Raw genomic sequence first — 21,952 nt, forward strand, 5'->3', positions numbered from 1 at the left:
CCTCAATGCCATGATCCGGGACGACAAACCTTGGATCCGGCTTCGGTCTGAGGCACGGTTGCTCATCCGACCTCGCTTCGCGAGGCCACCTTCTCCCGCAAGGGGAGAAGGGAAGAACGCTCCTATCGCCAAGGCTGCAAACTCCTGTCCCGCACGTAGGCGATAATCGTGTCGCAGACAGCATTCATGTCCTTCAGGACATCGTCGTTCCAGAAGCGCAAGATGCGAAAACCCTTCGCCTCGAGCTCGGTCTTGCGGATCCGGTCGGTATCCGAGTCCGCGTGCTGGCTGCCGTCGATCTCGATGATCAGCCGAGCTTCAGGGCAAACGAAATCGGCAACATATTTTCCGATAGGCACCTGACGCCGGAACTTTATCCGATCGAGCCTGCGGTCGCGTAGTTCCCGCCAGAGCTTGGCTTCCACTTCCGTCATGTCGCGCCGGAGCGAACGGGCAAACTTGCGTTTGGCGGGGGCGACGGGTTGATGCGGCATGGCGCCAGATTAGCCCGACGCAGCGCTCCGTCCAGCGCCCCCCTCTGGCCTGCCGGCCATCTCCCCCCTCGAGGGGGAAGATCGGCTGTTTCCTACTGCGTCAGTGCCGTGGCCGAGGGCCGCTTGTTGAAGTCGCATTTGCCGGTGACGTTGTAGAAGAAGTCGGCGTTGCTGACAGGCGCCGGGACCGTGTTGCCGCCGTCTTCCCAGGCCTGATAGCTTGTCGCGCCGCAGGGCACGATGCTGAAGATATCGACGGTCTGACCGGTCGCGGTCTCGGTCAGACTGTTCGCGTATGCCCCATTATAGAGCCGGTTGGATGTCGCCGGATCGTTCGACATCAGCTTCTTCGGGTTACCCGACGGCACGTCCATCTGCAGATAGAGGCCGCCCATCGTGCTGACATCGACCGCCGCGCCGGCGCTATTGGCCGGGTACATCGTATCGACACAGTAATATTTCGTGCCGCTCGCGTCGGTCTTGAGGGTCACGCCGTTGGGCGGGTTGTTGCCGACGGTGCAGACCTGGTTCTGAACCAAGGTGGTGACGGTCTTCCCCGTTGAATCGGTGGTGAGGACGCTGACGTTGGTGGTGCCGTAGCCCTTGGGGTCCTTGGTGTTGCCATAGGTATAGGCAACCGTCATCAGCGGCTTGGCTACCGCCGCACCGAATTGCGTGCCGTAGAGCGTCATCGTCTTGTTCCAGTAACCCGACACCCCGGTGACCTTGAAGGTCGCGTTTACCAGCGACGGCGGCTTGCTGACCGCCGACAGGACGGCAACCGGCACGGTGTCGATCCGGGCGATTTTCATGAAAATGGTCGGCATGGCGAAACTTGCCGTGGCCCGGGCGGTGGTGGCGGCGGTGGCGGTACCAGCCACAAAGCTGTTCAGCGTCGCGGTGCCTTCCCCGCCGTTGGCGATGAAGGAATCCTGCAGCGCCGCCTGGCGCTGCGCCAGCGTCGAGGTGGTATCCATGGTTGTGACCGACAGGAGCGCCGCATCCAGCGCCTGCTGCTGGTTGGACCGGGTCTGGACCGCGCTGGTATAGTCGACCGAGAAGCCGACGGCGGATATGATCGGCACCAGCATGAGAAAGAACAGCGGCATCATCGACCCGCTGCGTGAACGGGCGAACCCGCTGGCAACCCTGCGCATTTCGCAACCCCCAAAGGCATTAGAAGCTGCGCAGGTACCACGCAGCCCGCAAACCAAGGTCTAACGCGATAGATCAAAGTTTAAGCATTCCTGGCCGCCGGGCCGGTATTGCGGGCTTTTTGGCGCGGCTCACCGCTTTGTGATCGACAGGGCAGCCCTTGGCCCGCAAGCCTTGCCGCCGCTGGCCGCCCCTGCTAAAGCGCGCGGCATGAGCACGCCCCTCGACCACATCCGCAATTTCTCCATCGTCGCCCATATCGACCATGGCAAATCCACGCTGGCCGACCGCCTGATCCAGTCCACCGGCGGGCTGGAGCTGCGCGACATGAAGGAGCAGGTGCTGGACTCGATGGATATCGAGCGTGAGCGCGGCATCACCATCAAGGCGCAGACGGTGCGGCTGAAATACCGCGCCTTGAATGGCGAGGACTATATCCTCAACCTCATCGACACGCCCGGACATGTCGACTTCGCCTATGAAGTGTCGCGGTCGCTCGCCGCCTGCGAGGGCTCGCTGCTGGTGGTCGACGCCAGCCAGGGCGTCGAGGCGCAGACGCTCGCCAATGTCTACCAGGCGATCGACAACAATCACGAGATCGTCGTGGTGCTGAACAAGGTCGACCTGCCGGCCGCCGAGCCCGAGCGCATCCGCGAGCAGGTCGAGGAGGTGATCGGCATCGACGCTTCCAACGCCGTGCTGATCTCGGCCAAGACCGGGCTTGGCATTCCCGATGTGCTGGAAGCGATCGTCCACCAATTGCCGCCGCCGCGCGAGGGCGATGCGAACGCTCCCTTGAAGGCGATGCTGGTCGACTCCTGGTACGACGCCTATCTCGGCGTCATCGTGCTGGTGCGCATCATCGACGGCGTTTTGAAGAAGGGCCAGACCATCCGCATGATGGGCACCGGCGCCAAATATCTTGTCGAGCGCACCGGCGTGTTCACCCCCGCCCGCATCAATGTCGACGAGCTTGGCCCCGGCGAGTTCGGCTTCTTCACCGGCTCGATCAAGGAAGTGGCCGACACCCGCGTCGGCGACACCATCACCGAGGACAAGCGCCAGACCGGCCATGCCCTGCCCGGCTTCAAGCCGGCGCAGCCGGTGGTGTTCTGCGGCCTGTTCCCGGTCGACGCCGCCGATTTCGAGGATCTGCGCGCCGCTGTCGGCAAGCTGCGCCTCAACGACGCGTCCTTCTCCTACGAAATGGAAACCAGTGCCGCGCTCGGCTTCGGCTATCGGTGCGGCTTCCTTGGCCTGCTGCATCTGGAAATCATCCAGGAGCGGCTGGAGCGCGAGTTCAACCTCGACCTGATCGCCACGGCGCCCTCGGTCGTCTACCGGCTGCTGCTCAATGACGGCTCGATGAAGGAGCTGCACAACCCGGCCGACATGCCCGACGTGGTGAAGATCTCGGCCATCGAGGAGCCGTGGATCCGCGCCACGATATTGACGCCCGACGACTATCTCGGCGGCATCTTGAAACTCTGCCAGGACCGGCGCGGCATCCAGGCCGACCTCTCCTATGTCGGCAAACGCGCCATGCTGACCTACGATCTGCCGCTCAACGAAGTGGTCTTCGATTTCTACGACCGGCTGAAATCGATCTCCAAGGGCTACGCCTCGTTCGACTATCACCTGACCGACTATCGCGAGGGCGATCTGGTGAAGATGTCGATCCTGGTCAATGAGGAGCCGGTCGACGCGCTCTCCATGCTGGTGCACCGCACGGCGGCGGAAAAGCGCGGAAGGCAGATGGTCGAGAAGCTGAAGGAGCTGATCCCGCACCATCTGTTCAAGATCCCGATCCAGGCCGCGATCGGCGGCAAGGTCATCGCCCGCGAAACCATCTCGGCGCTGCGCAAGGACGTGACCGCCAAATGCTACGGCGGCGACGTCTCGCGCAAACGCAAGCTGCTGGACAAGCAGAAAGAAGGCAAGAAGCGGATGCGGCAGTTTGGGAAAGTGGATATTCCGCAGGAGGCGTTTATTCAGGCGCTGAAGATGGGTGATTGAGAAGCCGGTTGGCGCGCAGAGTGCGCCAAGTCATCGATCCGGTGGATCGATGACAGGCTTCGAAAGCGGGGGAGCTGCCGGAGGCAGCGGGCCCCCCGCCAGCGCGGCGCTGACGCTGCGCTGTGGAATTAGCTACGCCCGGGGTATCAAGAATCTAGGTATCCCACCGTCCAGCTCGCTTGCCACGCCTTTGAACAGACCTTTCGAGGAATAGCACTCCATGCCTTAGCGGGTTCGCTTGTCGCGGTTTTTGCCAAAACCCGTGACGAATCGGAGGCGGTTTGATATGGATCGCGTATGGGGCGGATACGATTTCTCTGGGGCGTTTTGTGGCGCGATCTAGGCGTTGCCCCTCGAATTTATCAGGCTATCGTTTTGGTCGTGCCGCTCATGTTGACGTGGCTAGCCAGCGAATTCGGAATTAAGATCAGCTATCCGGCGTACAGTGTCGTAGGGGTGACGGCGGCCATCGTTGCTAGCATCGTGTTCCTCAGATTGTTCCACCGCGCCTACGAATTAGAGGCCGCTCTAAAACCCAGAGTCGAAATTAGTGACCCTGTAGAATCTACTATGCCGAAGATACGTGGCAACAACCTGGCTCTACGGTTCTACTCTGTCACGCTCACCAACCTTTCGGACGGCGATCTAAAGAACTGTCGAGTCAAAATGACCGAATTCATCAACCGACGCGGTGAGGCAGCGACTGAAATTGGTATGCTGTTCCGCCTCAGCAGAGAGAGACATTCTCAAACAGGAAAGCATACGTTCGCCCAAACTTTCGAGCTAAACGGCAAAGACGACAAGGCCAGCATTGATATCGTCGCGTTGGATGAAGTGGCCGGCAGCCTTGTGAACATGCAGTACGCAACAGCAGCTTCCGAGAAGGTCTTTCATGAACTGCCCAAAACTCTTTTCCCGCACTGGCTGACGATCAGAGTGACCGCGGATGCCATGGCTTCTGTGACGAAGTCTTTTTGCATTTACGTGTCCAATGATGGCTTCTTGCGGATGGAGACTGTAGACACGATGCCCGTAGCCGGCGGCGCCCCTGCTCTACCAGCCGGAATGAAATCTGCCAGACCGAAATTTCTAGAAACGATTCCGTGGCGAACTGGTGAAATGAACCCGTAGCGCTCTATTAGCTCGTTCCGTGCCATTGCGGAGCATCCTTGACGATCATGTCCCCCTCACCGTCTTCAAAAATGATGTGGACAGCGACCTACCGTTTGAGTTCGCTCCACCTTGGCGTATCCTCGCCCCCGCTTGGGGACACATCACATGCGCACCACCTCCGACACCATCGCCGCTCTCGCCCTAGCCACCGGCGGCGCCTTCGGCCTTGCCGGCACTTTCGTCGCCAGCGCGCCGCTGCGTGAAACACTCTGGACGATCGACGGCGCGGCACTCGTGGTGGCGACCGCGCTGCTGACCATGAAATACCAGCGGCTGGGCAATGACTGTGTCGCCGCGGGCTTCCTGACCTTCCTGGCTGGCGAGACGCTGCTGATGGCCGGCAATGCGGCGGGGTTGGAGGCCAGCGTGCCTTCCTATGTCGGCGGCATCTCGCTTTGGGCGGCGGCACTGGTCATGGTCAGCGCGCCCAGGACATTTGCGCTGTGGATGCGGCTCACCGCGCTGGTGGCCGCCGTGCTGTTTGTCGTCTCGGCTTGCATGATCCTCTGGGGCGCGCCCTTGCTGCCGACCTCGGCGCCGCTGCCCGCCGCCGGCTATCCGTTCCTGGTGCTGACTTTTGTTGGGTGGATCTGGACGCTGCTGAGGGATGAGCGTTGAGGGGTCTTCCTTCCCCCCTTGTGGGGGAAGGTGGATCGGCGCGCAGCGCCGAGACGGATGAGGGGTGCTCCAGGGAAACTCCACNGGGATTATCCATGAAAAAGATCTATGAAAAGCCGTCGCTGAACAAGCGCGAGAAGCTCTCGGCCGTGACGGCCCTGACCAGCACGAGCTCGCCACCCAGCGTGAAATAGAGTCCGCAGGAGGCCTTCCAGGGCGGGCTTCCCCGCGCTGCCGCCGGTTATCCCAGCGATGACCGCTCAGGCGGGGCTGACGCCACGTATCAAGGCAGGGCGCTGACGCGCCTTCCCTTCCCCCCTTGTGGGGGAAGGTGGATTGCCGCGGAGCGGCAAGACGGATGAGGGGTGCTCCAGCGGAGTGAGGCGTTGGTGTTTTCTGGTCCGATCTCGTAATTGTTTGACGGTATCGCCAAGCTGGAACACCCCTCATCCGACCTCGCTTCACGAGGCCACCTTCCCCCACAAGGGGGGGAAGGGAAGAACGCGCTTCACCGCTGCACCGCCCGATCCGGCATCCACCCCGCATTGACATCGCGCGAATACCGGCGTCATTGGGCGCCGGCCATGGGGCTAGGGGATTATCCATGAAAAAGATCTATGAAAAGCCGTCGCTGAACAAGCGCGAGAAGCTCTCGGCCGTGACGGCCCTNTTGAGGGGTCTTCCTTCCCCCCTTGTGGGGGAAGGTGGATCGGCGCGCAGCGCCGAGACGGATGAGGGGTGCTCCGGCGGAGTGAGGCGTTGGTGTTTTTCTGGTTCGATCTCGTGATTGTCTGACGGTAGCGCCAAGCTGGAACACCCCTCATCCGACCTCGCTTCGCGAGGCCACCTTCCCCCACAAGGGGGGAAGGGAGGAACGCGCTTCGCCGCCGCACCGCCCAATCCGCGTCCACCCCGCATTGACATCAGCTCCATACCGGCGTCATTGAGCGCCGGCCATTGGGGGCTAGGGGATTATCCATGAAAAAGATCTATGAAAAGCCGTCGCTGAACAAGCGCGAGAAGCTCTCGGCCGTGACGGCCATAGCCTGTCCGATCTCGCAACCGTGTGGGTAATAGAGTCCGCAGGAGGGCTTCCCGGGCGGACTTCCCCGCGCTGCCGCCGACGATTCGAGCGATAAGCGCTTCAGGCGGCTGACGCAACATATCAAGTAGGGCGCTGACGCGCCTTCCTTCCCCCTTTTGGGGAAGGTGGATCGGCGCGCAGCGCCGAGACGGGGTGCTCCAGCGGAGTGAGGCGGTAAAAGTTCTGCTTGCTTCAGGGCACTACCGTTGACGTATCGCCAAACTGGAACACCCCTCATCCGTCTTGCCGCTTCGCGGCAATCCACCTTCTCCCACAAAGGGGGGAAGGGAAGACCTTCACCGCCCGCGCCGCCCGAGCGCTCTCCCAAGATCAATCCAACACGACGGTACGAAACCGTACCAAGTTCCCGGCTCGGTTGCTCGTGCAATAGGGGATCGGTACACAAATCGGGCGGCGGACCTGAACAAGGTCGCTGGGTGGCCGGCGCGGGGCTCAGGCAATTGTCACAACGGCATCGCGCCGGCCATTTCCCCAATCGGTGACTGGGCCAAATGCAGTCGGCAAAGTCCGATGCTGGCGGCGCTTCTCGCCAGCTTCCCGCTTCCCCCGCCCGTCGAGATCCGCGCGTCCAGCAACATTTTCGCTGTGATCGCGCCGTTTTCGGCGCGGCGATCCGGCGGCTGGCGCCGGGCGGAAATCCGGCGCCATCGCAACAGCGGCAATCAGCCGGCCCGGGCGCCGGGGGGCGCGAGCTGGAATGGTCTTCGATGCTAAGACTCGATCCATACCTTCTCGAAATGCTGTTCCAGCGCCTGGTGCTGTTCGCAGCCTTCGACGCCCTTGCGGTAGGTGCGGTAGACCGAGCGCCAGTAGGGTTGGATGATGATGCCTGAATCGCGCAAATTCTTTTCGATGCCGGCCATGATCTCCTTGCGCGCCTTGGCGTCCGGGGTGGCCAGCGCCTTGTCGAGCAGCTCGTCGAACTCCTTGTTGGCATAGGCGCTTTCGTTCCAGGCGGCGCCCGACTTGTAGGCGAGCGCCAGCACCTGGACGCCGAGCGGGCGGCCGAGCCATTCGGTGCAGGAGAAGGGGTATTTGCTCCAGTCGTTCCAGAAGGTGGCGGCGGGCAGCACGGTGCGCTTGATCTTCAGCCCGGCCTCGCGCATCTGCGCGGCGATGGCGTCGCCGGTGCTCTTTTGCCATTCGACATCGACCGAGATGAGGTCGTATTCGTGGTCCGCCTTGCCGGAGTCCGCCAGCAGCTTCTTGGCCGCCTCCACATCACGCTTGGCCGGGCCGATATCGGCATATTCGGGGTGCATGGGGCCGACATGGTGGTTGTCGGCGGGTTTGCCGCGGCCGTCGAGGCCGAGCTTCAGCACGGCGGAATTGTCGACGGCGAGCTGGGCGGCGCGGCGCAGCTTGACGTCCTCATAGGGCGCGTTGCCGACATTGAAGCGGGCGACGATGGTGGAGCCGGTAGCGATCTCGGAGTTCTTGAGCCCCATCTGCTCGGTCTGCGAGACGGCATCGGAGGCGGTTTCGTGGTCGGTGTCGATCTCGCCGGATTCGAACGCCGACAGCATGGCGTTGGGGTCGGAGCCGTAGTCGACCCATTTGATGCCGTCGAGCCAGAATTCGCCCTTCCACCAGGGTTTGTCCTTGCGCTTCACCTCGGCGCCGGTCTCGGCATCCCAGCTCACCAGCTCGCAGGGGCCGGTGGTGATGGCCAGCGCCTTCATAGGGTCGCCGTCGCCGTCATAGGAGCGGTGCATGATCAGCGCCGGATAGTCGGCCATGCCGGCGATCAGCGAAATGTCTGGCTTGGGCAGGTTGAGCTTGATGGTGAAGTCGTCGACCTTCTCGATGCCGCCATCGACCACCTTCTTGGTGTCGGCATCGACCAGCGCGCCCATGCGCGCGGCGACCGAATTGCCGGCGACACCGGCCTCGCACCAGCGGGTGAGGTTGTGGACGACATCGTCGGCGTTGAAGGCGTCGCCGTTCGACCAGGAAATGCCCTTGCGCACATGCAGCGTCAGCGTCCTGGCATCGTCGCTCATCTCCCACTTTTCGAGCAGCCAGGGCTCGAACGAGAAATCGGTGTTCCAGCGCACCAGATATTCGTTGCAGTGGCGGGCGACGTTGGACATCTCCACGCCGTCGAAGGTGCGCGGGTCCTTGAAACCCTTGACGTTCATGGCGACACGCAAGGTGCCGCCCTTTTTCGGCTCGGCCGCGCGGGCCGGGGTGGCGGTGAGGCCGCCGAGCGCCAGCGCACCGGCGGCGCTAACGCCGAGGCCGGCCATCAGCGCGAAATATTCGCGGCGGTTGATGCCGCCCTTCCTGAAATCGTCGGCGACGGGCCCGGCATGCGGGTGCAGTTTGCGGTCGGTCAGCATGAATTTCATCGTCATTCCCCTGTTGTTGAGCGTTCCGGCGGTCGCCAACGCGGGGCCGCGACCGCCGGGGGCGCCATTTGCTGGGGGAATGATAGGGCTGGGTGACGCTGGGGAGTGTTCTGGAATCCGCAGGAGTTATGCGGTGCTCCGCAGGGGGTGTCCGACGTCGAGTTCTACGGCGCCCCCCTCTGTCCTGCCGGACATCTCCCCCTCAAGGGGGGAGATCGGATGTCGTTTCTGGTTTCGCCAATCTGCAACGCTGCAGAAATGAGCGTCGCGCCGGAGCTGCCAATCTCCCCCCTTGAGGGGGAGATGCCCGGCAGGGCAGAGGGGGGCGCTGTCCCGCCGGGCCTTGCAAGGTAGCGCCCAACAAAAAACCCGGCGCGAGGCCGGGTTTTTCAAAACGTCCGTTCAGGCTGAAATCAGCTGACCTGGGTCTTCGAAGCGGCGGCCTGGTCTTCGGCCATCTTCTGCTGGAACATCTGCGCGAAATCGATCGGGTCGAGCATCAGCGGCGGGAAGCCGCCGTTGCGGGTCGCCTCGGCGATGATCTGGCGGGCGAAGGGGAACAGCAGGCGCGGGCATTCGATGAACAGGATCGGCAGCATGTGCTCCTGCGGGAAGCCGGAAATGGCGAAGACGCCGCCATAGACCAGCTCGACGTTGAACAGCACTTCCTGGTCGAAGGAGGCCTTGGCGTTCAGCGTCAAATTGACGTCGAACTGCTTTTCGGAGAGCGGATTGGCGTTGACGTTGACGTTGATGGCGATGCCGGGCGCCTTGTCGCGGCCGCGCAGCGAATTGGGCGCGCCGGGGCTTTCGAAGGACAGGTCCTTCACATATTGGGCCAGGACGTTGAGCGACGGCTGCTGCGCCGCATTGCCGTTTCCGTTGGCCGCGCCGACCGGCGCGTCATCATTGCTGGCCATGAGCCTTTTCCTTTTGCCTGGGCAGCGTTGCTGACCGAATTGAAATCGGGCGTTCGCTACCATGGTCGGCATGACAAGACAAGGTTTGCCGCCTTCGGGTGCGGGGCGATTGCCTTTGGGCTCGGTTGGCTTCGGTTTTGCGTTGGAGAATCGTTCTGAGAGGTCAGCGCCGCCCCTCATCTGGCTGCCGCCATCTTCTCCCCGTGAACGGGGAGAAGGACGCTGGACCGCCGATTTCGCCAATNGCCCCTCATCTGGCTGCCGCCATCTTCTCCCCGTGAACGGGGAGAAGGACGCTGGACCGCCGATTTCGCCAATTGTCGGCGGCGTTGAGGTTAGCTTCTTTCGCCCCGTTTACGGGGAGAAATGCCCGGCAGGGCAATGAGGGGCAGCGCTAACGTTCGGGACAGGCAGGAACAGCGCCCTAATCATCCTTCAGCCGCCGCCAGGGCGAATTGTGATCCGGGCCGCGCTTCAAATCGTCCTCGCGCGAATAGTCGCCGTCGTCGAGGTCGATGACCTTGTCGCGCTGGCGTCCGCGAAAGCCGCCGGCCGAGAAATTGGTGGCGACGACGATGCGGCCCTTGAGCCGGCTCCAGGCAAGGTCGCGCACCGGCGGCAGGAAGAGCAGCAGGCCGATGATGTCGGTGATGAAACCCGGGATGATCAGGAGGATCGCCGCGACCACGATCATGGCGCCGTGGGCGAGCTGGCGGCTGGGATCATGGCCGTCGTTCATCTCGGTGCGGATGCGCGACATCACCCCAAAACCCTGGTGCCGCAGCAAAAGCACGCCGGCGAGGCTCGAGGCCAGCACCAGGCCGACCGTCGCCAGCGCGCCGATCTCACGGCCGACGACGACGAAACCGGCGATTTCCAGCAGCGGAAGTGCGAGGAGAAAGAAGGGAAGCAGCGAAATGCGCAAGTCTTTACCGACCATTCGATTGTTTTGTCCCCTCGGCGACCAATCGCCGCTGGCACTAGGGCTGTTAGATAGGTATGCCTGCCTTTGATTTGAATGATTGCGCCTTGCGTTCTATATGCTTTGGATAATGAACGCTATGCGACCGTCGGCTCCGGGCCGGGCGGTCCGGCCACGAGGCAGGGATTGATTGGCGGAAGACATGGGATTCTTCGACTTCGGCACGATTTTCTTCCTGATCGCGGCGGTGGTGATCTTCTTCCAGCTGCGCAATGTGCTGGGCCGTCGGACCGGTAGCGAGCGGCCGCCTTTCGATCCCTATACGGCGGCGCGCACCGGTGACAAGGACGCCGCCCAGAAGCCCGAGAACGTCGTGTCGCTGCCGCGCAAGCGGCTGCCGGGCGAGCCGGCCGCACCCGACGCCTATGCGGCGATCGATGCCTTCGCCAAGCCGGACACCGACCTCAACAAGGGCCTGCGCACGATCAAGGACAATGATCCGTCCTTCGATCCCAAGGGCTTCGTCGACGGCGCCAAGATGGCCTACGAGATGATCGTCATGGCCTATGCCGATGGCGACCGCAAAACGCTGAAGAACCTTCTGTCGCGCGAGGTTTTCGACGGCTTCGTCGCCGCGATCGGCGAGCGCGAGGCCAAGTCGGAGAAGATCCAGTCGTCCTTCGTCGGCATCGACAAGGCCGATATCGTGTCGGCCGAGATGAAGGGCGGCGAGGCGCATGTCACGTTGCGCATCATCAGCGAGCTGATCTCGGCGACGCGCGACAAGGCCGGCACCGTCATCGACGGCGATCCCGAAACCGTGGCCGAGGTCAAGGACGTCTGGACCTTCGCCCGCGACACGCGCTCGCGCGATCCGAACTGGAAGCTCGTCGCCACCGAAGAAGAAGACTGAGCCCTAACAACGGCGGGCTCCGGTGTCGCTATCGCCTCTCTTTTCGGCAAAGTCTTTCGATGATCTCCCCGGCTGGGGCGACGACGACCATCTGCCGGCGTTCGAGGCCTTTCGCCGTTCCGCCTTCCACGTCCTGACCAAGCCTTACCGGAGCGGTGCGCTCGGCGTCGATTTCGGCGCTTTCGCGGAGGCCTATGCCGAGGCGCGCGGCGCCTCTTCGCCGAGCGGGGCGCAGGCCCGCGCGTTCTTCGCCCGCACGTTCTTCGAACGCCATTTCGTCCCCATGCTGGTGCGGGCCGAGACCGGCCTCGTCACCGGCTTCTACGAGCCGCAGGTCGAGGCGTCGCCAGTGCGAACGCAGCGCTTTTCCGTGCCGCTCATGTCGCGGCCGGCCGATCTCGTCGATGTCGACGACGCCCATCGGCCTGACGGCATGGACCCATATCTCGCCTTCGCGCGGCGGACGGCGGACGGGCTGGCTGAATATTTCGACCGTGGCGCCATCGAGCGCGGTGCGCTCGCAGGCCAAGGGCTGGAGATCGCCTGGCTCGCCGACCAGGTCGATGCCTTCTTCGTCCATGTGCAAGGGGCGGCGCGGCTCGCCATGACCGACGGCCGGCTTTGCCGCGTCACCTATGCGGCCAAATCCGGCCAGCGTTTCACCGGGCCCGGCAAGATCCTGAGCGAGCTGGGCGAAATCCCGCTCGCCGAGGTGACGATGCAGTCGATCCGCGCCTGGTTCAAGGCGCATCCGGACCGTGTCGACGAAATCCTGTGGCAGAACCGCTCCTATATCTTCTTCCGCGAGGCAGCGGTGGATGACGCTGATCTTGGCCCGATCGCCGCCGCCAAGGTGCCGCTGACACCGGGCCGCTCGATCGCCGTCGACCGGCTGCTGCATACATTCGGCACGCCCTTCTACATCGACGCGCCGACGCTCACCGCCTTCGACACAAGACCGTTCCGGCGGCTGATGATCGCGCAGGACACCGGTTCGGCCATCACCGGGCCAGCGCGCGGCGATCTGTTCGCCGGTTCGGGCGATGCCGCCGGCGAGATCGCCGGCGTGGTGCGCAACGCCGCCGACTTCTTTGCGCTGGTGCCGCGACCGCTGGTCGAGGGGGCGCGATGAGCAAGCGCCCAGATAAACCAAATAGGGATAGACTGAGCGAGGACGACCGGGTGCTGTGGAACCTGGTGGCGCGCTCCGCCAAGCCGCTGAAGGGCAGAACCGCCGTCGACATTCCAGACATTGCGCTTGAAGCCAAGCCAACGCCGTCGCAACCGGCCCAGCCCGCCGCCAATGCGGTGGGTGCGGCAAAGCCGAAGCCACAGCATGTCACGCACCGCCTGGACGACCCGACGCTGGACAAACTGTCGAAGGGCCGGCTGCCGATCGAGGGCCGCGTCGACCTGCATGGGATGACGCAGGACGAGGCCTATTCGCTGCTGTTTTCGTTCCTGCATCGGGCGCATGCCGGCGGAATCCGCTATGTGCTGGTCATCACCGGCAAGGGGTCGTCTTCCGGCGGCGACGGCGTGCTGCGGCGCGCGGTGCCGGCCTGGCTGTCGACGCCGGCATTCCGGCCGCTGGTCTCCAGCCACGACCATGCGGCCCGCAACCATGGCGGTTCGGGCGCGCTCTATATCAGGCTGCGGCGGGTGCGCTCGTGAGGCCCGAGGCCACGAGGCCTGGTGCATGACCCCGTTCGGCGAGAAGCTGCGGGCGCTCCGAAGCGAGCGCGGCGTCAGCCAGAAGGATATGGCTGCGGCTATCGGCGTCAGTGCGGCCTATCTGTCGGCGCTCGAGCACGGCCGGCGCGGCGCGCCGACCTGGACGCTGATCCAGAAGATCATCGGCTATTTCAACATCATCTGGGACGATGCCGAGGAGCTGGCGCGGCTGGCCGAGGCCTCGCATCCGCGTGTCAGGCTCGACACGTCGGGCCTGAGCCCGGCCGCCACCGAACTCGCCAACCTTTTGGCCGAGAACATCGAAAAGCTCGACGAGACAGAGCTGCGCAACATCACCGCATCGATCAGAACGGCGCTCGGCCGGCGACCGTAGCGGGTTTTGCAGGGATTCCGAGGCGGGCTGGGCATTCGTCTCAACGCAAAACAGCGCCCGCCGGCGACAGCCGCAGGCGCTGTAGCGAGATCAATTCTTGCCGGCAGTGCTGCCGCCGCCATTGCCGCCCCTGCCGCCATTGCCTTGATGGTCACGGCCACCATTGCCGCCGCCCAGGCATTCCGATGTGCCGGCGCCGCAACAGCGGCCGGCCCAAACGTCGTTGGTCTTCGTGTTGGCACAGCTGACGGTCTGGTCGGCCAGAGCAGATCCGGCCAGGCCCGACAGCGCGACCGTGGCGAGAAGGGTGTTACGCAGAAAAGCAGTCATTTGAAGTCTCCATGGTTGGTTTCGGTTCACGGCTGTGTGTCGCCGGCCGGACCGAAATGGTTCATGGAGGTGCGGAGGATTTTTTGTAACGGCTCGAGAAGCCTCCCCGCTTTCGTCATCCACGGGCGGAGCGGGAGCGAAGCGGACGCGCAGACCCGAGGATCCATGCCGCGAACTGCGAGCGCCGCAGCGATGCAGAATCTGGCGATGGCAGCACGCCGGCGCCTGTTCCTGCGCCGCCGGGTCCTGCCTTGGTATCACGGCATGGATCCAAGGGGCTCCGCGACGTCGCTTCGCGACTGTTGCGCCCTAGATGACGAAGCAAGGCGTGCGACCACCCAGGAGGACCGCGAAACCTACTGCACCGACCCGACCAGGACCTGCTGGCCACCGCGGATCGAGACCCAGCGGCCGGTGTTGTCGATCGCCTGCCGCTTGAGGAAGCGATAGCCGGTCTGGTCCCATGGCCTGACCTTGTCGGTCAGATTGTCGAGCACGTAGTCGCCCCCGTCGGTGCGCACCGTCAGCACGGCGTGCCCTTCGCCGTCGGGCTTGCGAACCACGGTCATCAGGAGGTTGGCCAGCGAGACGCCCATGCGGGAGAGCTGGCGGCGCTTTTCCAAGACATAGTCCTCGCAATCGCCGACGCCCTTGTCGGGATAGGCCCAGACCTCGTCCTTGCCGTAGATGTCCATGTCGCTCATCGGCTTGACGGCGGCGTTGACCCTGGAGGTGACATTGGCCAGCTTGCGCATCAAGCCGTCGGTCAAGGCGGCGGGCGCCAGCCTGGGCGGACGGATCGAGCATTCGCCGGGATACAGCCTGCAGAAATCGTAGTGGCCGATCGGCTGCGAGGTAAGGCCCCCCGTCGCCATTGCTCCGGCCGCCAAAGCCGGCGCCACCCAGCCTCCCATTACTGCCAGCCCGGCTGCTGCCACGCACGCGCGCAGCCTTCGCGCCATCGTTGAGGAATTCATTGTCCCCGCTCACCCTGTTGTTAACGAAAAGTTAAGGGCGATTTACAGTCCGTGTCAATTACGACGACAGTCTGATTTGCAGCATGGTTACCCGCGGGGAGGAACAGCGTCTATTGTGCAACAGAACCGGGCTTGTGGCCGGCTTTTGCGCCTATTGGTCCGGATTCCGGCGGCCGCTGCCGCTTTTTTCGTCTTTTGAAGCATTGCGGAGGCAAAACCGGTCAACGGTCTTGCCGCGATTTCCTATCGCTTGGCGGTGCGGACCAGCTTCGGCTTGACCGCGACTCGGGTCTGGCGGCCATAGCTGGTGATGAAATCGACGATGCGCGGCACGATCTCGGAGCGGAAGCGCGAGCCGTTGAAGACGCCGTAATGGCCGACCGCCGGCTGCATGTAGTGCGCCTTCCTGTCGGCCGGGATGTTGACGCACAGATCCTGCGCCGCCTTGGTCTGGCCGAGGCCCGATATGTCGTCGTTCTCGCCCTCGACGGTGAACAAAGCGACGTTGCGGATGACGGACGGATCGATCCTGGTGCCGCGATGCGTCATCTCGCCCTTGGGCAAGGCATGGCGCACGAAGACGGTGTCGACGGTCTGTAGGTAGAACTCCGCCGTCAGGTCCATCACCGCCAGATATTCGTCGTAGAAATCGCGGTGCTTCTCGGCATTGTCGCCGTCATGCTTCACGAGGTGCATGAAGAAGTCCTTGTGGGCGATGATGTGGCGGTCGAGGTTCATGCTCATGAAGCCGGAGAGCTGCAGGAAGCCCGGATAGACCTCGCGGCCGAAGCCGGGCACCGGCCAGGGCGCTTGCATAACGACATTGTCGCGGAACCAGTCGATGCCCTTTTCCTCCGCCAGCAGGTTGACCGCGGTCGGGTTGCGGCGGGTGTCGATCGGGCCGCCCATCAGGGTCATGGTCGAGGGCACGAAAGGATCGCCCTTGGCTTCCATCAGCGCCACCGCGGCCAGAACCGGCACGGAAGGCTGGCATACAGCCATCACATGGGTGTCCGGACCCAGCGTGTGCAGCATGTCGATGACATAGTCGATATAATCGTCGAGATCGAAGCTGCCGTCGGCCAGCGGCACCATGCGGGCATCGACCCAGTCGGTGATGTGGACATCGGCGTAGGGCAGCATGGCTTCGACAGTGCCGCGCAGCAGCGTCGCGTAGTGGCCCGACATCGGCGCCACGATCAGAAGCTTCGGATCCGGCCGGCGCCCGGCGGGAACCGCGCGCTCGAAGCGGACGAGATTGCAGAACGGCTTCGACCAGACGGTCTTTTCAGCGACCGCGACGCTCTTCCAGTCGACCACGGTCTTGTCGAGGCCGAAGACCGGCTTGCCGTAGCGGCGCGTGGTGCGCTCGAATAGTTCGGCAGTCGCCGCGATGGAACGGCCCCAGGGCGTGTGCGAAAACGGATTGAGCGGGTTGGAGTAGAACAGCCGCACCGCGTCTGCGTAAAGACGCGCGGGTTGCAGGACGGCGTGGTTCATTTCATAGAGCTGGTAGAACATCGAGAACCTCGCTGCTGCCGCGACCGAAGGGACGACGAGCAGCGCCGAGCCTAAATGTCTCGCGGCGAAGTTAACAACTAATTGCTGCGATGCAATACGTCACGTGGCGTGATCTATGCTCTTCTTTCGTCCAAGGCTTGGGAATCCGCCCTGAACGGGGCGAGCCGGCTCAGTGTGCGGCTGCGAAGGCGGGGGCTCGCTGGGCCCGGCCTGTGCCGGACCCGGATATCTCAAACGCGCGCCATGCAGACGGCGGTGTGGCCGGAGCCGATGAAGCCGAGCTGGCCGGCCGCGCCCTTCGACAGGTCGAGCACGCGTCCCTTGATGAACGGGCCGCGATCGTTGATGCGCACGACGACGCTGCGGCCGTTGTTCTTGTTGGTCACCCGCAGCTTGGTGCCGAAAGGCAGGGTGCGGTGGGCCGCGGTCAGCGCCGATGGGTTCATACGCTCGCCCGATGCGGTCCTGGAGTGCAGGGCATACCACGAGGCACGGCCACACTGAGCGGCAGCGGTCGCCGAGGTTGCGGAAGCGCCGACCATCAGGCCAGCAGCGATCGTTACCGCGACAAGCGCGGTCTGTTTTGTGTTCTTCATATTTGGGGGAAGGCTCCGTTTTTGACAGACCCCAGCCGTTAGGTGCGAAATAAGGCAGGAAATGCGGCAGTCATCTGGCAGTTCCATGGCGAGAGCACACGTTTGGAGTCGCCAGGTAACAGTCTGTCAGGGATTTCTTGGCGAGATTTGATCAATTCGCGACGATCTTTTCGCTGATATCCGAGATCCGTTTGACAAGATCCGGGATTAATCTCCAAGTAGAAATCATCAGGATTGAGCCATTTCCTTTGGCTCTTTCATCGCGGTCACGGCGCCGCAATCGATCGACTGGGAAAGCGAGACCCGTCAATGAGACTGACCAGAAATCTGCTGGCCAAAAATCTGCTGGCCTTGATTGTACTGGCCATCGGTGCGCTGTGGTCGCTGCAAGGCATCGGGGTGCTCGGCGGCAGTTTCATGACCGGCCAGTCGCAATGGCTCTATATCGGCATCGCCGCCATGCTGGTGGGCGTGGCCGGCCTGGTGTGGGCGAACCGGCGGGGGTAAGTTGCGGCAGACTGCGTTGCAGAACGAGTGTGGGCGCCCCCCTCTGTCCTGCCGGACATCTCCCCCACAAGGGGGGAGATCGGCTGTCATGCCCACTTTCACCAATCTTCAGCGTTGAAAGGCAGCTTGGCCGAAACTGCCAATCTCCCCACTAGAGGGGGAGATGCCCGGCAGGGCAGAGGGGGGCGCGACGGAACGCGACGCCCGTCATCATCGCTGCGTTGGTGTGTTCCCCCTCACTGCGACCAATACTGCCAGGCCCAGTAGAAACTTTCGTCGCGTGGCGGCAAGCGGTCGCGCCCGGGCTGGAGCCGGACGGGTGCGGGCGAGCGGGGGGCGTCGCGCCTGGCCTCCTCGACGTTGGACGCTAGGCCCAGCAGCCAGTTGCCGAAATGGGCGAACAGCACGGCGGTGGAATGGGTCATCGTCGTTCTCCTTTCGCTTTTCATTCGCGTCCCGCCCACGGGACGAACACACGCTCGATCCTGCGGATGGCGAATTCGAGCACGAAGGCGATGGCGGCAATCACCAATATGCCCATCACCACCACGTCGGTGACCAGGAACTGGGCCGCCGACTGGATCATGAAGCCAAGCCCGCGCGTCGCCGCCACCAGTTCGGCCGCGACCAGCGTCGACCAGCCGGCGCCGAGCGCGATGCGCAGGCCGGTCAGGATCGAGGGCAACGCGCTGGGCAGGATGACGTGGCGGACCGCTTGCGCGCGCGTGGCACCCAATGAACGCGCCGCGTTGATGCGCTCCTGCGAGACGCCGCGAACGCCCGAGGCGGTCGACAACGCCACCGGCGCCAGCATGGCGATTGCGATCACCAGGATCTTCGACGGCTCGCCGATGCCGAACCAGATGATGACCAGCGGCAAGTAGGCGAGCGGCGGGGTCGGCCGCAGGAATTCCAGCAAGGGATCGAAAATGCCGCGTCCGACCGTGCTGATGCCGATGGCAAGGCCAACCGGCACGCCGACGAGGATGGCCGCGACCAGTGCGGCAAACACCCGGCCAAGGCTGGCGACGGCATGCTGGGCGAGCGTCGCGTCGACGAAGCCGTCCCTGATGACGACGATGAACTTGTTCCACACGGCGAGCGGCGAGGGCAGGAACACCGGCGACACCAGCTGCAGGCGGGCCGACAGCGCCCATAGAGCCAGCACCGCCAGGATGGTGACCGCACTGACGATGCGGGCCGAGACGCCTGTCCGCTTCGGGCTCGGCCTGGACCACGGCACCGACAGGCCGTCAGCCTCGTCGATGCGGGAGCCGGGCCGCTCGCTGTAGGAGGAAATGGTCATGCCGTCTCTCCTTCGAAGATGGCGTCGGTCAGTTCGCCGCGCGCCGCGGCAAAGGCCGGATCGGCCTTGATGGCGCGGATGGCCTCGCCCGACGTGTAGCGCCTGGAGAAGCCGGGCTCGAAGGTCCGCACCACGCGGCCCGGTCCGGGCGCCAGCACGACGATGCGGGTGGCGAGCACCAATGCCTCCTCGATGCCGTGCGTCACCATCAGCACGCCGGCCGCGCTTGCCGTCCAGAGATCGAGCAGCGTCGTCTGCACGCGTTCGCGCGTCAGCGCATCGAGCGCGCCGAGCGGCTCGTCGAGCAGCAGGAATTCGGGTTCGGCGGCGAGCGCCCGGGCCAGGCCGACACGCTGGCGCATGCCGCCGGAAAGCTCCCAGATGTGCTTGTCGCCAGCGCCGTCGAGTTTCACCAGCGCCAGAAGCTCATCGGCGCGCCGTGCCCGCTCCGCCGGCTGCACGCCACGCAACCTGAGGGCGAAGGCGACATTCTCGCGCGCGGTCAGCCACGGGAACAGCGCATCGTTCTGGAAGACCACCGCCCGGTCCGAACCGGGCGCCGCGATCGGACGGCCATCGATCGTGGCCGTGCCGCGCGCCGGCGCGACCAGGCCGGCCGCGACATTCAGCAGCGAGGTCTTGCCGCAGCCGGAACGGCCGACAAGGACGACGAAGTCGCCCTTGGCGACGTCGATCGACACCCGCTCCACGGCCGGTGCCGGCTGGCCGTCATAGTGGACCGAGATCTTGTCCAGTACGAGATGGGGGTCGAGCACGAGATGCGGCATGGTGCCTCGCCGATTTGAAGGAAATCCGCCTGCCCCGAAATCCATTTCATCAGCGGTTTCGGGACAGGCAACACGCAGCGTCGGGAAGAAGCGCGCGTGTCTGGTTGAGCGCTAGAGCAATTCCAGGAAAAGCGTGAAGCGGTTTTCCGTCCGGAATTGCGTCAAAACAAAGAGTTAGAGCAGTTCACCGTTTCCGTTAAACGGTGGACTGCTCTAGTTCGAGGCCTGCGCCTCGGTGACGTATTTCGATGTCACGTATTTCGAATAGTCCGGCAGTACGGCGTCGACCTTGCCTTGCTCCTTGAGGAAGGCGGACGCCGCCGCGATCGCCTTGACGGTGCCGCCGCCGAGGAACTTGTCGGAGGCCTGCTCTTCCAATGTCGGGAAGACATAGCCCTTCAGGAGCTCCGGCACTTCTTCCAGCTTGGCGCCGGTGAGCTTGGCGATCTTTTCGGCCTGCGGCGACGTCGCCGACCAGGTGTCCGGCTTGGCGAGGTACTCGGCATAGGAAGCGCCGGTCACCTTGACGAAGTCGCGCACCGCTTCCGGGTTCTTCTCGGCGAAGTCGGTGCGCACGATCCAGGCGTCGAAGGTCGGCGCGCCCCAGGCCGCGACCTGCGAAGAGTCCACCACGATCTTGCCCGACGTCTTGATCTGGCCGAGCGCCGGATCCCAGACATAGGCGGCATCGATGTCGCCGCGTGCGAAAGCAGCGGCGATTTCGGGCGGCCTGAGATTGAGGATCTCGACCGATTTCGGATCGACATTCTCATGCTTCAGCGCGGCGAGCAGGCTGTAATGCGTCGTCGAGACGAAGGGCACGGCGACCTTCTTGCCGGCAAGGTCGGCGACCTTCTCGATGCCGGCGCCGTTGCGGGCGACCAGCGCTTCGGATTGCCCGATCAGGCCGACGACGAAGATGGTCTGGATCGGCAGTTCGCGGCTGGCCGCCGCCGCCAGCGGGCTCGAACCGACATAGCCGATGTCGACCGAGCCGGAAGCGACCGCGGCGATGACATCGGCGCCGGAATCGAACTTGCGCCAGTCGATGGCGGCCTTGGTGGCCTTTTCATAGGCGCCATCGGCCTGCGGCACCTTGGAGGGCTCGACCACCGTCTGGTAGCCGATGGTGATCTTCAAATCTTCGGCCAAGGCCGGGCTGAGGAAGGCGGCGCCGGCAAGGGCGGCCGACGACAGGAGAAGGATGCGTCGCGAAATGGTGGACATCAAAGGGCTCCATGAAAGACGAAAAAACCGGATTGCCCCATGATAGTCCGCTAATTCTATCGTTTTTGTAGAGTTAAATCCTTCCAACGAAGGCAGATTTGTTGGAAAAAAGCTATCGGTGGCGGGGTGCCGAAGCGGAAAGGGAGGCTGTGGCGCGCCCGTCGTCACATCGCGACACTGCCTCGGGCAGCGAAATCATCGAACTTGAGCCGCCGCTGTCCACCGAACGGTGGACGACGCGAAATCCTTTTCATGTTGGTCTGCGGTCCACCTCTGTCCCCCGATCCGATGGGACCCATAAATTGTTTGGAGAATACGATGACAGTTGAGGATGATTGTGAATGCAATACAATTTGTCCCCAATACCAGCACTGTATTTGTATTTATCACTACGATGAAGGGTATTGTGACTGCACTTGCGGCCCCTTGCAGATCTTATCCGAGAGAACGACGAAGCGGGCGGCTGACAGCATCATAAACATCTGCGTAAAGGGCGCCGAATTATCGGCCGTGGCGGAGTTCCTGAGCAGATACAGCGAGGAAGAATTGTTCATCCCGGCTGCGCGCGCGAAGACGAAAATTTCGCTTGAGATCAAAAAGACGACGCTTGCCAGCGTGATCGAGCACGTTGGTCTGCGGATCGGACTGCCCGGTTGAAATGAATTCTCGTAACGGCCGCTTGAGTTCTTTGCTGGCTGGAAACCAGCCCGCGCCATATGTCTCCTACGGCCCGGGTCTGCTCATAGCAACGCCACACCAGCCATGGGCGACGCGAGCGACGCGGCGAGCTGAACCAGCTCGACCTGCCGCCGCACGCCGGTCTTCTCGAACAGCCGCAGCAGATGCGTCCTGACTGTGCTGCGCCCGATGTTGAGAACATCGGAGGTCTCCTCAACCGTGCGGCCCGCCGCGATCTGCTCGAAGACGCGCGCCTCGGCCGGCGTCAGGCCGAACAGCGCGGCGAC

At 63.5% G+C, this 21,952-nt stretch carries 26 protein-coding genes; 12 read left to right on the plus strand and 14 right to left on the minus strand.

Annotated elements, in window-relative coordinates:
* Nucleotides 1-122 precede the first annotated feature (122 nt).
* Together X743_RS138655 and X743_RS138650 are read right to left on the minus strand one after the other, a co-directional pair.
* On the minus strand, nt 123-494 hold the full coding sequence (locus X743_RS138655) for a DUF559 domain-containing protein (RefSeq protein WP_023769282.1): 372 nt from the start codon (nt 492-494) through the stop codon (nt 123-125).
* Nucleotides 495-586: 92 nt separating this feature from the next.
* Nucleotides 587-1,651, minus strand: a complete 1,065-nt coding sequence (locus X743_RS138650; RefSeq protein ID WP_031258810.1) for a TadE/TadG family type IV pilus assembly protein — start codon at nt 1,649-1,651, stop codon at nt 587-589.
* 208 nt (nt 1,652-1,859) lie between these two features.
* On the opposite strand from X743_RS138650, the gene lepA reads away from it, so the two are divergent.
* The 6 genes from lepA (at nt 1,860) to X743_RS138630 (ending at nt 7,275) form a co-directional block, all read left to right on the plus strand.
* The gene (gene lepA / locus X743_RS138645; RefSeq protein ID WP_023769284.1) at nt 1,860-3,665 is read left to right on the plus strand and encodes a translation elongation factor 4; all 1,806 of its coding nucleotides are present in this window, start codon (nt 1,860-1,862) and stop codon (nt 3,663-3,665) included.
* 297 nt (nt 3,666-3,962) lie between these two features.
* Nucleotides 3,963-4,796 (plus strand): hypothetical protein, encoded by an 834-nt coding sequence (locus X743_RS138640; RefSeq protein ID WP_023769285.1) that lies wholly within the window; start codon nt 3,963-3,965, stop codon nt 4,794-4,796.
* A gap of 147 nt (nt 4,797-4,943) precedes the next feature.
* Nucleotides 4,944-5,456 (plus strand): hypothetical protein, encoded by a 513-nt coding sequence (locus tag X743_RS1000000173110; RefSeq protein ID WP_023769286.1) that lies wholly within the window; start codon nt 4,944-4,946, stop codon nt 5,454-5,456.
* A 95-nt stretch (nt 5,457-5,551) separates the two neighbouring features.
* Nucleotides 5,552-5,650, plus strand: a complete 99-nt coding sequence (locus X743_RS1000000171715; protein WP_023769287.1) for a hypothetical protein — start codon at nt 5,552-5,554, stop codon at nt 5,648-5,650.
* Between the two features lie 784 nt (nt 5,651-6,434).
* The gene (locus tag X743_RS1000000172600) at nt 6,435-6,530 is read left to right on the plus strand and encodes a hypothetical protein (RefSeq protein WP_023769288.1); all 96 of its coding nucleotides are present in this window, start codon (nt 6,435-6,437) and stop codon (nt 6,528-6,530) included.
* Between the two features lie 541 nt (nt 6,531-7,071).
* Nucleotides 7,072-7,275 carry a hypothetical protein gene (locus X743_RS138630; RefSeq protein ID WP_023769289.1) on the plus strand — a complete coding sequence of 68 codons (204 nt, stop codon included), beginning with the start codon at nt 7,072-7,074 and terminating at the stop codon, nt 7,273-7,275.
* Here the strand turns inward: X743_RS138630 and X743_RS138625 are convergent.
* The 3 genes from X743_RS138625 to X743_RS138610 all read right to left on the minus strand — a co-directional run bounded on the left by X743_RS138625 (nt 7,272) and on the right by X743_RS138610 (nt 10,757).
* Nucleotides 7,272-8,912 carry an ABC transporter substrate-binding protein gene (locus X743_RS138625; protein WP_031258812.1) on the minus strand — a complete coding sequence of 547 codons (1,641 nt, stop codon included), beginning with the start codon at nt 8,910-8,912 and terminating at the stop codon, nt 7,272-7,274. The two genes, X743_RS138630 and X743_RS138625, sit on opposite strands and share 4 nt — an antisense overlap.
* 413 nt (nt 8,913-9,325) lie before the next feature.
* Complete coding sequence (secB, locus tag X743_RS138615; RefSeq protein WP_023769292.1) at nt 9,326-9,832, minus strand: protein-export chaperone SecB; 507 nt, start codon at nt 9,830-9,832, stop codon at nt 9,326-9,328.
* Nucleotides 9,833-10,256: 424 nt separating this feature from the next.
* Nucleotides 10,257-10,757, minus strand: a complete 501-nt coding sequence (locus tag X743_RS138610) for an FxsA family protein (RefSeq protein ID WP_031258814.1) — start codon at nt 10,755-10,757, stop codon at nt 10,257-10,259.
* A 199-nt stretch (nt 10,758-10,956) separates the two neighbouring features.
* Between X743_RS138610 and X743_RS138605 the strand changes: the two genes are divergently transcribed.
* The 4 genes from X743_RS138605 to X743_RS138590 are packed head-to-tail and all read left to right on the plus strand — an operon-like array spanning nt 10,957 to nt 13,735.
* Nucleotides 10,957-11,667: a Tim44/TimA family putative adaptor protein gene (locus X743_RS138605; protein WP_013892098.1), complete on the plus strand. Its 711-nt coding sequence runs from the start codon at nt 10,957-10,959 to the stop codon at nt 11,665-11,667.
* A 22-nt stretch (nt 11,668-11,689) separates the two neighbouring features.
* Nucleotides 11,690-12,799, plus strand: a complete 1,110-nt coding sequence (locus X743_RS138600; protein ID WP_023769294.1) for a murein transglycosylase A — start codon at nt 11,690-11,692, stop codon at nt 12,797-12,799.
* Nucleotides 12,796-13,341 (plus strand): Smr/MutS family protein, encoded by a 546-nt coding sequence (locus X743_RS138595; RefSeq protein WP_031258817.1) that lies wholly within the window; start codon nt 12,796-12,798, stop codon nt 13,339-13,341. The genes X743_RS138600 and X743_RS138595 overlap by 4 nt, the downstream gene beginning before the upstream one ends.
* Nucleotides 13,342-13,366: 25 nt before the next feature.
* Nucleotides 13,367-13,735, plus strand: a complete 369-nt coding sequence (locus X743_RS138590) for a helix-turn-helix transcriptional regulator (RefSeq protein WP_023769296.1) — start codon at nt 13,367-13,369, stop codon at nt 13,733-13,735.
* Nucleotides 13,736-13,825: 90 nt separating this feature from the next.
* On the opposite strand, the gene X743_RS138585 is transcribed toward X743_RS138590, so the two are convergent.
* The 4 genes from X743_RS138585 to X743_RS138570 form a co-directional block, all read right to left on the minus strand.
* A complete protein-coding gene (locus X743_RS138585) occupies nt 13,826-14,065 on the minus strand; it encodes a hypothetical protein (RefSeq protein WP_023769297.1) in 240 nt (79 codons plus the stop codon).
* Between the two features lie 356 nt (nt 14,066-14,421).
* Entirely contained in the window at nt 14,422-15,042 is a 621-nt protein-coding gene (locus tag X743_RS138580; RefSeq protein ID WP_031258820.1) for a transglutaminase-like cysteine peptidase, read from the minus strand.
* 243 nt (nt 15,043-15,285) lie between these two features.
* Nucleotides 15,286-16,563 (minus strand): polyhydroxyalkanoate depolymerase, encoded by a 1,278-nt coding sequence (locus X743_RS138575; RefSeq protein WP_023769299.1) that lies wholly within the window; start codon nt 16,561-16,563, stop codon nt 15,286-15,288.
* Between the two features lie 230 nt (nt 16,564-16,793).
* Nucleotides 16,794-17,159 (minus strand): septal ring lytic transglycosylase RlpA family protein, encoded by a 366-nt coding sequence (locus X743_RS138570; protein WP_023769300.1) that lies wholly within the window; start codon nt 17,157-17,159, stop codon nt 16,794-16,796.
* 309 nt (nt 17,160-17,468) lie between these two features.
* Between X743_RS138570 and X743_RS1000000173120 the strand changes: the two genes are divergently transcribed.
* Nucleotides 17,469-17,666 (plus strand): hypothetical protein, encoded by a 198-nt coding sequence (locus X743_RS1000000173120; protein ID WP_023769301.1) that lies wholly within the window; start codon nt 17,469-17,471, stop codon nt 17,664-17,666.
* 236 nt (nt 17,667-17,902) lie between these two features.
* Here the strand turns inward: X743_RS1000000173120 and X743_RS138560 are convergent, their stop codons facing one another.
* The 4 genes from X743_RS138560 to tauA form a co-directional block, all read right to left on the minus strand.
* On the minus strand, nt 17,903-18,091 hold the full coding sequence (locus X743_RS138560; protein WP_031250443.1) for a hypothetical protein: 189 nt from the start codon (nt 18,089-18,091) through the stop codon (nt 17,903-17,905).
* Between the two features lie 20 nt (nt 18,092-18,111).
* Entirely contained in the window at nt 18,112-18,972 is an 861-nt protein-coding gene (locus X743_RS138555; RefSeq protein ID WP_023769303.1) for an ABC transporter permease subunit, read from the minus strand.
* Nucleotides 18,969-19,760, minus strand: a complete 792-nt coding sequence (locus tag X743_RS138550; RefSeq protein ID WP_023769304.1) for a taurine ABC transporter ATP-binding protein — start codon at nt 19,758-19,760, stop codon at nt 18,969-18,971. Before X743_RS138550 ends, X743_RS138555 begins: the two co-directional genes overlap by 4 nt.
* 213 nt (nt 19,761-19,973) lie before the next feature.
* On the minus strand, nt 19,974-20,987 hold the full coding sequence (gene tauA, locus X743_RS138545) for a taurine ABC transporter substrate-binding protein (RefSeq protein ID WP_023769305.1): 1,014 nt from the start codon (nt 20,985-20,987) through the stop codon (nt 19,974-19,976).
* Between the two features lie 318 nt (nt 20,988-21,305).
* Here tauA and X743_RS138540 point away from each other — a divergent pair, with 318 nt between their 5' ends.
* Nucleotides 21,306-21,644, plus strand: coding sequence for a hypothetical protein (locus X743_RS138540; RefSeq protein ID WP_156934576.1), 339 nt, complete (start codon nt 21,306-21,308; stop codon nt 21,642-21,644).
* Nucleotides 21,645-21,727: 83 nt separating this feature from the next.
* On the opposite strand, the gene X743_RS0137595 is transcribed toward X743_RS138540, so the two are convergent.
* Nucleotides 21,728-21,952 (minus strand): helix-turn-helix transcriptional regulator (locus X743_RS0137595; protein WP_031258822.1); only part of this gene is annotated, 225 nt, incomplete at its 5' end.

Source organism: Mesorhizobium sp. LNHC232B00 (assembly GCF_000502435.1).
GTDB classification, from domain to species: Bacteria; Pseudomonadota; Alphaproteobacteria; order Rhizobiales; family Rhizobiaceae; genus Mesorhizobium; species Mesorhizobium opportunistum.

Coding starts and splice junctions, on each gene's coding strand:
- X743_RS138655 (WP_023769282.1), bottom strand. CDS start 494: ATGCCGCATCAACCCGTCGCCCCCGCCAAACGCAAGTTTGCCCGTTCG.
- X743_RS138650 (WP_031258810.1), bottom strand. CDS start 1,651: ATGCGCAGGGTTGCCAGCGGGTTCGCCCGTTCACGCAGCGGGTCGATG.
- lepA (WP_023769284.1), top strand. CDS start 1,860: ATGAGCACGCCCCTCGACCACATCCGCAATTTCTCCATCGTCGCCCAT.
- X743_RS138640 (WP_023769285.1), top strand. CDS start 3,963: ATGGGGCGGATACGATTTCTCTGGGGCGTTTTGTGGCGCGATCTAGGC.
- X743_RS1000000173110 (WP_023769286.1), top strand. CDS start 4,944: ATGCGCACCACCTCCGACACCATCGCCGCTCTCGCCCTAGCCACCGGC.
- X743_RS1000000171715 (WP_023769287.1), top strand. CDS start 5,552: ATGAAAAAGATCTATGAAAAGCCGTCGCTGAACAAGCGCGAGAAGCTC.
- X743_RS1000000172600 (WP_023769288.1), top strand. CDS start 6,435: ATGAAAAAGATCTATGAAAAGCCGTCGCTGAACAAGCGCGAGAAGCTC.
- X743_RS138630 (WP_023769289.1), top strand. CDS start 7,072: ATGCTGGCGGCGCTTCTCGCCAGCTTCCCGCTTCCCCCGCCCGTCGAG.
- X743_RS138625 (WP_031258812.1), bottom strand. CDS start 8,912: ATGAAATTCATGCTGACCGACCGCAAACTGCACCCGCATGCCGGGCCC.
- secB (WP_023769292.1), bottom strand. CDS start 9,832: ATGGCCAGCAATGATGACGCGCCGGTCGGCGCGGCCAACGGAAACGGC.
- X743_RS138605 (WP_013892098.1), top strand. CDS start 10,957: ATGGGATTCTTCGACTTCGGCACGATTTTCTTCCTGATCGCGGCGGTG.
- X743_RS138595 (WP_031258817.1), top strand. CDS start 12,796: ATGAGCAAGCGCCCAGATAAACCAAATAGGGATAGACTGAGCGAGGAC.
- X743_RS138590 (WP_023769296.1), top strand. CDS start 13,367: ATGACCCCGTTCGGCGAGAAGCTGCGGGCGCTCCGAAGCGAGCGCGGC.
- X743_RS138585 (WP_023769297.1), bottom strand. CDS start 14,065: ATGACTGCTTTTCTGCGTAACACCCTTCTCGCCACGGTCGCGCTGTCG.
- X743_RS138580 (WP_031258820.1), bottom strand. CDS start 15,042: ATGAATTCCTCAACGATGGCGCGAAGGCTGCGCGCGTGCGTGGCAGCA.
- X743_RS138575 (WP_023769299.1), bottom strand. CDS start 16,563: ATGTTCTACCAGCTCTATGAAATGAACCACGCCGTCCTGCAACCCGCG.
- X743_RS138570 (WP_023769300.1), bottom strand. CDS start 17,159: ATGAAGAACACAAAACAGACCGCGCTTGTCGCGGTAACGATCGCTGCT.
- X743_RS1000000173120 (WP_023769301.1), top strand. CDS start 17,469: ATGAGACTGACCAGAAATCTGCTGGCCAAAAATCTGCTGGCCTTGATT.
- X743_RS138560 (WP_031250443.1), bottom strand. CDS start 18,091: ATGACCCATTCCACCGCCGTGCTGTTCGCCCATTTCGGCAACTGGCTG.
- X743_RS138555 (WP_023769303.1), bottom strand. CDS start 18,972: ATGACCATTTCCTCCTACAGCGAGCGGCCCGGCTCCCGCATCGACGAG.
- X743_RS138550 (WP_023769304.1), bottom strand. CDS start 19,760: ATGCCGCATCTCGTGCTCGACCCCCATCTCGTACTGGACAAGATCTCG.
- tauA (WP_023769305.1), bottom strand. CDS start 20,987: ATGTCCACCATTTCGCGACGCATCCTTCTCCTGTCGTCGGCCGCCCTT.
- X743_RS138540 (WP_156934576.1), top strand. CDS start 21,306: ATGACAGTTGAGGATGATTGTGAATGCAATACAATTTGTCCCCAATAC.